General features: G+C 67.2%; 5 protein-coding genes and 2 pseudogenes. 2 read left to right on the top strand and 5 right to left on the bottom strand.

Annotation, left to right across the window (positions count from 1 at the left end; genetic code table 11):
- The first annotated feature begins 977 nt into the window (after positions 1-977).
- The gene (locus ACFWDI_RS27805) at positions 978-1,553 is read left to right on the top strand and encodes a GNAT family N-acetyltransferase (RefSeq protein WP_385307831.1); all 576 of its coding nucleotides are present in this window, start codon (positions 978-980) and stop codon (positions 1,551-1,553) included.
- A gap of 617 nt (positions 1,554-2,170) precedes the next feature.
- Positions 2,171-2,554, top strand: coding sequence for a hypothetical protein (locus ACFWDI_RS27800; RefSeq protein ID WP_385307829.1), 384 nt, complete (start codon positions 2,171-2,173; stop codon positions 2,552-2,554).
- Between the two features lie 55 nt (positions 2,555-2,609).
- Here ACFWDI_RS27800 and ACFWDI_RS27795 read toward each other — a convergent pair whose 3' ends face one another.
- From ACFWDI_RS27795 to ACFWDI_RS27775, 5 genes and pseudogenes are all read right to left on the bottom strand, one after another.
- Positions 2,610-4,829: an ATP-binding cassette domain-containing protein gene (locus ACFWDI_RS27795; protein WP_385307827.1), complete on the bottom strand. Its 2,220-nt coding sequence runs from the start codon at positions 4,827-4,829 to the stop codon at positions 2,610-2,612.
- 240 nt (positions 4,830-5,069) lie between these two features.
- Positions 5,070-5,621, bottom strand: coding sequence for a YceI family protein (locus tag ACFWDI_RS27790; protein WP_385307826.1), 552 nt, complete (start codon positions 5,619-5,621; stop codon positions 5,070-5,072).
- A 239-nt stretch (positions 5,622-5,860) separates the two neighbouring features.
- A pseudogene (locus ACFWDI_RS27785) lies at positions 5,861-6,760 on the bottom strand (PTS sugar transporter subunit IIA); the annotation flags it as partial.
- A 191-nt stretch (positions 6,761-6,951) separates the two neighbouring features.
- Positions 6,952-7,296 (bottom strand): annotated as a pseudogene (locus tag ACFWDI_RS27780) (1-phosphofructokinase); the annotation flags it as partial.
- Between the two features lie 764 nt (positions 7,297-8,060).
- Positions 8,061-8,738, bottom strand: coding sequence for a DNA polymerase beta superfamily protein (locus tag ACFWDI_RS27775; protein ID WP_385307824.1), 678 nt, complete (start codon positions 8,736-8,738; stop codon positions 8,061-8,063).
- Between the last annotated feature and the right edge of the window lie 104 nt (positions 8,739-8,842).

Raw genomic sequence — 8,842 nt, 5'->3', positions numbered from 1 at the left:
CACCTGCTCAGTACGCAGAACACCGGCCAGAACCTCGGCCAGGAGCCCTTCGGTGCCAACCGCTGCACCATCCGTGGCCGCCGTGGTCTCGGAATACATGTGCCGTCGCCTCCAGTCAGGCCGTCCACTGTCAGATGACCGCCGAAACCGTCACGCCCCTGCTGCGCACATCGGGACGTGACACCAACAGCGGCTCCCCGCGCCTTCCGGTCGCCGGCGGGGGAGTGGCACCTCCGCCGCGCCGAGAACACCCCGAGACCGATCGATCGCCCGTTTGCCGGTGCACAGAAGGGCGCACACAAGAAAGAAAGGAAGAGTCGTCCGAGGCTGGCGACACGGACGGCCTGGCCCGGAGCTGAGCCACATTCCCATGCTTCCAGGCTCCGAAAAAGTATTGATTTCTACCATCCGGCACGTGTCCGAACCACCCCCGCCGACCGGCGGGGAGCCTCCGGCCATGTGGCTGGTGGGCAAATCGCGAGCAAGATTTCTCAAGATCTGTCCGCGCCGTGGAGTTCGCTGAGGTTCGCATCACGCTCCAGACCGGTCCCCAGTGGGTTTCGTCTCCCGCGACACTGGCGCGGCGTCGCGTGCCGGAGCTGTCGGTCCCCTGCCAGTCGGCGGCGGCAAGCTCGGACCAGGTGATCCACGTTGTGCCGTGTACGTCGGGGAGTCCGCCATAGGCGGCGTACTCGGTTCTCAGCGCCTCGGACGCGTGGCTTGGAAAGCCGCGGCTGGCTGCGTCGGTGAGAGCGGAGAGCGAATGCCGGTGGTTCCTGGCATCGGTTCGTCGTCAAGAGGCCCAGGAATGTCGATGAGAAGTTGCAGCACCTGAGAGCGGTGAGTCCGGTCGGGATGGCGTCCCGCCAAGTGGTGTAGGCCGTGAAGATCTGCGCAGCGGGGCTGGCATCGCCGAGCACCGTAGGGTTCGACATAACCGATCGACACCCTGATGGTGATGGCGTTAGCTGGCCGGTATGCCAGAACTGCGTACCGATCGTCTCCTGCTCCGCCGGTGGCGGGAGTCCGACCTCGAACCGTGGGCGGCGATGAACGCCGATCCCGAAGTCCGAGAACACCTGGGGGAACCGCTGACGCGGGAGCAAAGCGACGCCGCGATGGCACTCATGCAGGCCGAGTTCGACGAGCGAGGATTTGGGTGGTGGGCGCTCGAATCACAGGAGACTGGTGAGTTCATCGGCCGCGTCGGCTTGGACGAGGTAGACGAGGACATGCCGTTCGCGGGGGTGGATATCGGGTGGCGGTTGATGCGTTCGGCGTGGGGTCACGGTTACGCCACCGAGGCCGCCCTGGCCTGCCTGGCCTTCGGCTTCGAGGCCCTCGGGCTGCCGGAGGTCGTTGCGTCGACGACCATCAACAACCTTCGCTCCCAGGCAGTGATGCGCCGGATCGGCATGACCCGAGACCTGGCCGACGACTTCGAGGATCCGAGCGTGCCCGAAGGGCCGCTTCGCCAGTGTGTGCTGTACCGGATCCCCCGCAAGATGCCCACCAGCTACACCACGCGGCGGGACACGACCCCGGTCGGCTGAGCGGGGTCGGAGTTCGATTCGGCGCTTCCACCATGGGAACCCAGGTGCCGCGAAGGGGTTGTTGACCGTGCGCCGGAGAGTCTGTTCATCCACGGGTGCGATGACTGCACGCAGTTCGCGTCGTGCCTTCGTGCGGAGTGCATGGAGCGCGATCTCCAGCAGGGTGCGGACGTGGTAGCAGCCGCTCCGCAGGTCGGTGTCGTTGTATCCGTCGAAGGGAGTGATGTCCCCGCGCGGCCGTAGCCGCCGTCGGGCCAGTACAGCATTCGGGCTGGATTGCTGCCGTCCGGTGTAGGCGTCCTGAGCGTGGCGGGCGTGGCGGGCGTTCGGCGTCGCGAGCGAGTTGCCGGTGGCCGACGTCTTGTCGCGGTTGGCCGTCGCGACTGTCACCGCGATACCGATGACCGGAATCAAGATGCCGGCTACCCACCAGGCCCCTCGAGGTTGTTCCCCACGCCGCGGCTGCGGCGGCTGACCCGGAGGTATTGAAGGTGGCTGATACCGGGGTAACGGGCTTGGCGAAGCTGGCCTTCCCGGGGCGTGACTCAATGTCCCTCCTTGTTGACTGGGTTGAGACAACAAGGGCTAGCGATCAACCCGCCTGAGAGATGCCGGCATTGCGGCTGGATCACGGAGGAGGGGGACCTGGTGTCGGCCTGCCTGCGCGGGTCACCGCCCGCCGCTTCGCCGCCTGGAGCGAGAAGGAACAGACCAAAGCCCTCTTCGACTGCGGCCACTGGCACGTCCGCGTCACCGTCCCCGACACCTGGAACCACGTCGGCATCCTCCCCGCACCCGCACCCGCACCCGGCGAACGCGCCTGGCACTACCCCCGCACCCCCAAAACCACCTTCACCACCTGGGCCGGCGGACCCGAAATCCACACCGCCCTCGCCAAGCCCATCCAGCCGTGGAAGATCGAAATCCTCGACGGCCTGTCCTGGATTCACCACCGTCCCGAGGGGCGCCTGCCTACCGGCCCTCAGCCAGCAGCGGCATGATCCGTCCTGGAGCCTGACCGGATTCGTCATCGCCCGAACTGACAATCGCGCGAACTCAGCGTTTTCGTACGACTTCCGGTTCGTGGCGGCGCAGGAACCGGATTGTGAGCAGCGAGCAGACGATCGCCGCGCCGAGCAGCGCTCCTGTGTCGGTCAGCCACTGGCCGAAGGTGTGACGCCACAGAGGGTCGGTGGCCGAGGGAGCCGTCTTGTCCTGGGGACCGAGCAGCTGCCCTAGATCGAGTGTTACGCCTTCCGCTGCGACGGCCCACCGCGATGGCATCAGCCTGGCCACGTGTTCAACACCGGGATTGTCGAAGAGTTTGAAGACGATGCCTGAGAACATGTACTGGGCAACAGAAAAGACAACCAGCAGAGGCATAGTTCTCTCGGCAGTCTTCACCAGTGCGGAGATGACCAGACCGCACATCATGGAGGTGAACCCGAGCAGCGTGATGACGAATGTCATCTCCAAGACCGGGGTACTTTTCACGACTACGCCTTCTGACGGCAGTTCGCGCGGTGCAAAGCTGAGCGCGCACAGGACGATCCCCTGCAAGCCCGTGATCAGTCCCAGCACCGTGATCTTCGACATCAGGTAGGCGGATCTGGACACGCCCGCCGCCCGTTCCCTCTCGTAGATCACCCGTTCCTTGACCAGCTCCCGGACAGAGTTCGCGGTGCCGATGAAGCACATGCTGATGACCAGGGATAAGAGGACGGTGCCGGCCTCGACGTTCGTGTTACCGGCGGGTGCTTTTCGAAGGCCGAAGTCAGCAGGTATCACGGTGTTGGCCAGGCCCAGGACGACCGGCAGGAGGGCCATCAGGCTGACGAACCCCTTGTCGGAGGCCACGACCGCCAGGTACCGGCGGACGAGTGTGAAGAGCTGAGCTGTCCAGCGAGGTGGCTTCGGCGGATGAACGTGCTCGGGGGCCGCATGCCCCGCCCGCGTGCCTGTCTGCTGCGGGGTGACCAAGGAGGCCAGGTGCTGCCTCGACTCGCGCCACCGTCCGGACCAGTCGGACTCGTGTTCCTCCTCGAAGGCGGAGAAGACGTCGGCCCACTGCTCGTACCCGAAGAATTCCAGTGCCGTCTCCGGCGGACCGTAGTACGCCACGGATCCGCGCGGGGCCAGGACCAGCACCTTGTCGCACAACTCCAACTCCCGGACCGAGTGGGTCACCACGATGATGGTCCTGCCGTCGTCAGCGAGTCGTCGCAGCAGTTGCATGACGTCGCGGTCCATGCCGGGGTCCAAGCCGGAGGTCGGCTCGTCCAGGAACATGAGCGAGGGTGTGGTCAGCAGTTCCATGGCGACAGAGACGCGCTTTTGCTGCCCACCGGAGAGCGCGGCGATGCGTTTGCCGGCGTGGGGGTCGAGTTTGAGCTCACTCAGCACCTCCTCGACGCGACGGTCGCGCTCCGCAGCGTCGGTGTCGCGGGGAAAGCGCAGTCTGGCGGCGTACCGGAGCGCGGTCCGTACAGTGAGCTGCAGATGGAGAATGTCGTGCTGTGGGACGATGCCGATGCGCTGACGCAGTTCAGCGAACCGCTCGTGGAGGTTCTGGTTCTCGTAGAGCACCTCGCCTCTGACGTCCCGCTGGTGACCGGTCAGGGCGCGCAGCAAGGTGGACTTCCCAGAACCGGACGGCCCGATCACCGCGATCAGAGCCTTCGGCGGCACCGCGAAGCTCACTTTGTTCAGCAACGTTCTCTTGCTCTTGCCGCACTTGACTCTGACGGTCAGCCGACGGGCGATCAGCGTGGCGGCGCGGGCGGCCTGCCCATGGGAGCGGGGGGCGGTGGGTTGACTGTCCCGGTGTGCCTCTGGTGGCGCGAGGCCGCCCTTCATGTGACCGTTCTGCTGGTGCGTCGGCGCACTGAAGCGAAGCTGCGGACCATCGGCTTCACTGCCGAGGCTGGATACAGCACCGTGGGTGATGTCTGCCAGACGCATGCACCGACCGTTGGTGTATGTGCCGTTGGTGCTGCCCAGATCCTGCAGGACCCAGCTCTTTCCGTTCCAGTAGATTCGGGCGTGCCGCCACGAAACGACGGGCTCCTGGAATTCCATGTCCGACTGAGGATCACGACCCAGCACGTACGTTCTGGCAGGATCGAGTCTGCTGGCGGTCCCGTTGAATTCCATCGAGAGCTCTATTCCATGCTCCACGAGTGTTGTCTCCTGACAGTCGTGTACTCCTGCTGAGCACGTTCGGCGATGATCGCGGCATCGGCCGGCACGGGCGGCTGCGGCCGGATCGTCGCCCACTCCGCCTGCCCGGGGGCGGCGCGGCAGGTGCTTGCTCGCGCCGCCGGTGCGGACGGGGGTCGGCAGCGCCAGAGTGCCGTCATCGACTGCGCCGGCCGCCCGTCCGTTGGAATGCTGGGCGGCTGTCACGCCCAGCGGTTATCCACCCGCTGCCCCGTGCTGATGTGTCCGGCCGCTGGCTCCCAGCAAGGGACGGAGGGAATACTCCAACCATCCGTGCCGGCCTCACTGGTCGCGGTATCAGTGATCCTTGACCGCCTGGATCTCCAGCTCCAGCATGACGGTGTCACCAATCAGCGCGCGTCTTCCAGCCACGGGCGCATGGCCCGTCACGCCGAACTCGGATCGGCGGATCCGGGTGTAGGCCCGGAATCCGGCCCTGGTTCTGCCCGACACGTCGGTGTCCACACCGAGCAAGAACAGCTCGAGGGTCACCCGTCGGACCTGGCCCCGGATGGTCAGCGCCCCTTCGACGAGGTATCGGCCGTCCTTTGTGCTGATGCGAGCAGACGTGAAGTACGCCGTCGGGTGGTTGTGACTGTCGAGGAAATTGGTGGCGCGCAGGTGCTTGTCCCGCTCAGGGTTGCGGGTGTCGATCGACGTGGCGTCGATCTCTGCCCGCACGCTGGACTGCAGAGGGTCGTCCCCGACCGTGATGGTCCCGGAGAACCGCGTGAATGCGCCGCGCAGCCGGGTCATGAGGTGGCGTACGCAGAAGCCGACCTCGGAGTGGTCAGGGTCGATCTGCCAGACGCCGGTGAGCTGGTCAAGATTGACTGGAGTTGCGAGCATGGTGCTCTCCATGGGGGTGCGTTGGTCGGAGCGTGGCAGCAACGGGTTCTCGGCGGCCTGTCGGCAGCGGCGCAGGGTGGGTCAGCACGGGTCGGTGGGGTACCGACGGCACCCGTTGGCAGCCGGGCTCGACCACTGTGACCGCACTCCGCACCACATTGCGGTGACCAACTCGGGCAGTGCCAACCCCACTTTCACCGTCGTGTCGAGCCAGACCGCGCCTCGTCCACCGAAGTTGACGCGATGCCGGTCATGACCCATTTGCGCAGGCGGTGCCGAAGTGGTTGCCGGGAGCGGCTGAGTCCATGGGGCCGGGGCGCCTGCTGGGGCGGTGATCTCGCCGCGTTCGGCCTTGGCCCGTACCTCGGCGATGAGAGCGGCCGGCCGGTTGATGGCGGCCTTGGCTCCGACGTCGACAGTGGGCTTTCCGGCGAACCGGACCTTCTCGCGGACTTCCACGTCGCGCGCGAGGATCACCGCGTCAGCGGCCGCGATCACGGCGGGGTCGAGCCGGGCGAAACCGGCGGAGCCCTGTGTATCGACGACGAGTTCCACGCCGTTGGCCTCGCCGGCCTTCTGGAGCGATTCGGCGGCCATGTAGGTGTGTGCGATGCCGGTCGGGCAGGATGGGCCACGATCCGGAAGGGGCGGGACGCAGGTGCCGGGGACGCGGGGCCAGCGGCTGCCGTCTGCAGGCCCGCCTCGCCGCGGATCAGGGTTGCGACCGCCGCCGGATCGTGCCCGATACGGAGGGCGGTCGTGAATTCCTGGTCCATGAGCCGCCTGGCCAGCGCGGACACGACCTTCAGGTGATCGTCGTCCGTGCCGAGCGGCGCGGCTATCAGGAAGATCAGGTCGGCGGGCCCGTCGTGAGCGCCGAAGTCGATGCCGTAGTCGCTGCGGCCTAACGCGAGGGTCGGGGCGGTTGCGTGCTTGCTGCGGCAGTGCGGGATCCCAATGCCGCCTTCGAGACCGGTATGCATCTTCGCCTCGCGGGCGGCCACGTCGGCGAGGAAGCCTTCGAGATCGGTGACCCGGCCGACCGCGACCATCCGCTCGGCGAGGGAGCGAGAGGCGGTTTGCTTGGTCTGGGCGGACAGCTCGAGGTCAACCAGTTCCGAGGTGATCAACTCGTTCATCACGAGGCTCCTTGCTCGCGAACCGCCGCGGGGGCGGTGGTGGGTTGTGGTGGTGTGTTGTCCATCCGCGCAGAGGCAGTTCGAGCGGATGGACGGACGGGTGGGCCGGGGCCGTGAACACCTGCGACCAGTAGGCGGCCCGGGGCCGTGGGCAGCCCTGACCGGCGGGTCGGTCGGGACGGGGCGGATGGTCATGGCGCCGGCTCCCCGAGGACACGGTCCAGGGGTACGGACGTGGCCGCCGTGACCGCCGCCAGGTCCAGGTCGGCCGGTGACGGCATGACGCTGCCCGGCAGCTGGACGGCCGCGGACCCGTGGGCGACCGCCGCCGGCGGTCAGGAAGCCCGCGAGAGAAGCGTCTCCCGCGCCGACGTTGCTGCGCAGGGCGGCGGCGGTTGCGTGGCCGACCCAGGTGCCGGTGGCATCCACCAGCAGCTGGCCGTCCGCCCCAGACTGGCCAGGACCGCCTGGGCGCCTCGTTCGCGCAGCTCCTCCGGCGTCTTGACCGCGCCGCCGATCGTGGCCAGCGGGCGGCCGTGTGTTAGAGGACACTTGGGACCATCGAGTTCCCCAGGGTGCGTGGTGTTTACGGCGGTCACTAGGGAGGACTGTGTTCGGTGGCGACCATCCCGCTACTTTGTCAACGCTTTACCAAGTCGACCCACGCGGCGCCGAGTTGACGGGGTGCGTGTGCGGGTCCGCGCTGCCTGTCCGAGACCGGCGATGAGCAAGCGCGCGAATACGAACGCTCCGAGGCGGGGCAGACGTTGGGGGGCAGGGCCTCAGACGCTGGGAGGACCGCCTCTCCCGCGTATCGGCGCCCCTCCTGCCCGCATCCGACGGCAGGGGTTCGAAGACCCTGAGGATGCTGCTCACCTCTCCCGCCGCACTGCCTGCCGTCGACCGCTTCGTCCTGCGCACCAAGAGCATCCGGTCCGCGTGTACTTCGGGGCCCTGGCCCAGCGGCTGGGCCTCCCCTTCGACTCCCCCCAGTGCCCGCTGCCGGTCATGTCGTCGAATGGGGCATCGTCACAGGAGGCCCGATCGCTGCCGACCCGCAGGACCGATGCGGATCCGCTCCCTCAGGTCCCTCTTTGACCACCACACTGCACAGGGCGGTTCGCGATGGGGCGAACCCGGCGCGGGAGAAGGGCAGAGCTTCGCACATGGCCAAGGAAGTTCACGGCCGTAGGTCTTGTACGTACCCCAACTGCGGCCGCCTCGGCGGCCGCAGTGAGCCGCAACTCCGAGCCGCTCCAGCGGGTGGACCAAGGCCCCGTCCGCATCGCGGACCCGCCGCTCAGGGTGCGAAGTGCGCGGTGCGGACACGGTGCAGCCACGCCTCCACGGGAGCCTCGTCCGGCTGATCCGGCAGGACGCTCCTCGTCCCATCGAACCGCTCCTCGAAACGCTGCAGGAGAGGAAGCGCCGCCATCGCGTCCCCCGCGACCTGATCGCCGAAGGCGTGGTAGGCCTCAGGGTCCTCGACGCGGACGTTGAGCCGGCCGGTGGCGTACAGCTCGAAACCCTGCTGGCACAGGCGCCTGAGATGCCGGGCATGCTTTGCGCTCCGCTTGCGGGTGTCCGCCGAAAAGGATCCGTTGCCCCGGTCGCACAGCCGCTTGAACTGCTGGGTGGCATAGCCGAGGTAGGCGTCACGGACGCGCTTGGCGGACAGCAGGGAACTTCGCAGCTCGATCAGTTCGTCACCCAAAGCAGTGCGCACTTCGTAGAGGTCGTCGGGAAGCCAGACGAGTTCCGTAACCGTGGGATTGCCGCGCAGGGCGAGGTTGCACCACTTCGCTGCCTCGTGCAGCGTCCGGTCCGGCGCCGTGGTGACATGGGACTCGGCCGGGCGGTGCAGGCCGTGGAGTGCGGCCGTGTCCACAGCGAACAGACCGAGACGGTCAACGTCGGATCCCGGCCCGGCCAGTCCGTAAGCGGTGGAACCGACGATCCCTGACAGAAGTACGTTCATGGTGCGATGTCTCCGGTCAGGACGAGTGCGGGCGCAGTGAACGCTACGGCAACAGCCCAGCACGACTCCACGGTATTTCGGCACGACCCCTCCCTCCCCGCAGC

This window comes from Streptomyces sp. NPDC060064 (assembly GCF_042736455.1).
Taxonomy (GTDB): Bacteria; Actinomycetota; Actinomycetes; order Streptomycetales; family Streptomycetaceae; genus Streptomyces.
Note: the sequence above shows the minus strand (reverse complement) of the source record. Positions and strands in the feature narration are given on the sequence as shown.

Excerpts from the sequence above, each read along its gene's own strand:
- ACFWDI_RS27805 (WP_385307831.1), top strand. The coding sequence starts at position 978 with ATGCCAGAACTGCGTACCGATCGTCTCCTGCTCCGCCGGTGGCGGGAG.
- ACFWDI_RS27775 (WP_385307824.1), bottom strand. The coding sequence starts at position 8,738 with ATGAACGTACTTCTGTCAGGGATCGTCGGTTCCACCGCTTACGGACTG.
- ACFWDI_RS27790 (WP_385307826.1), bottom strand. The coding sequence starts at position 5,621 with ATGCTCGCAACTCCAGTCAATCTTGACCAGCTCACCGGCGTCTGGCAG.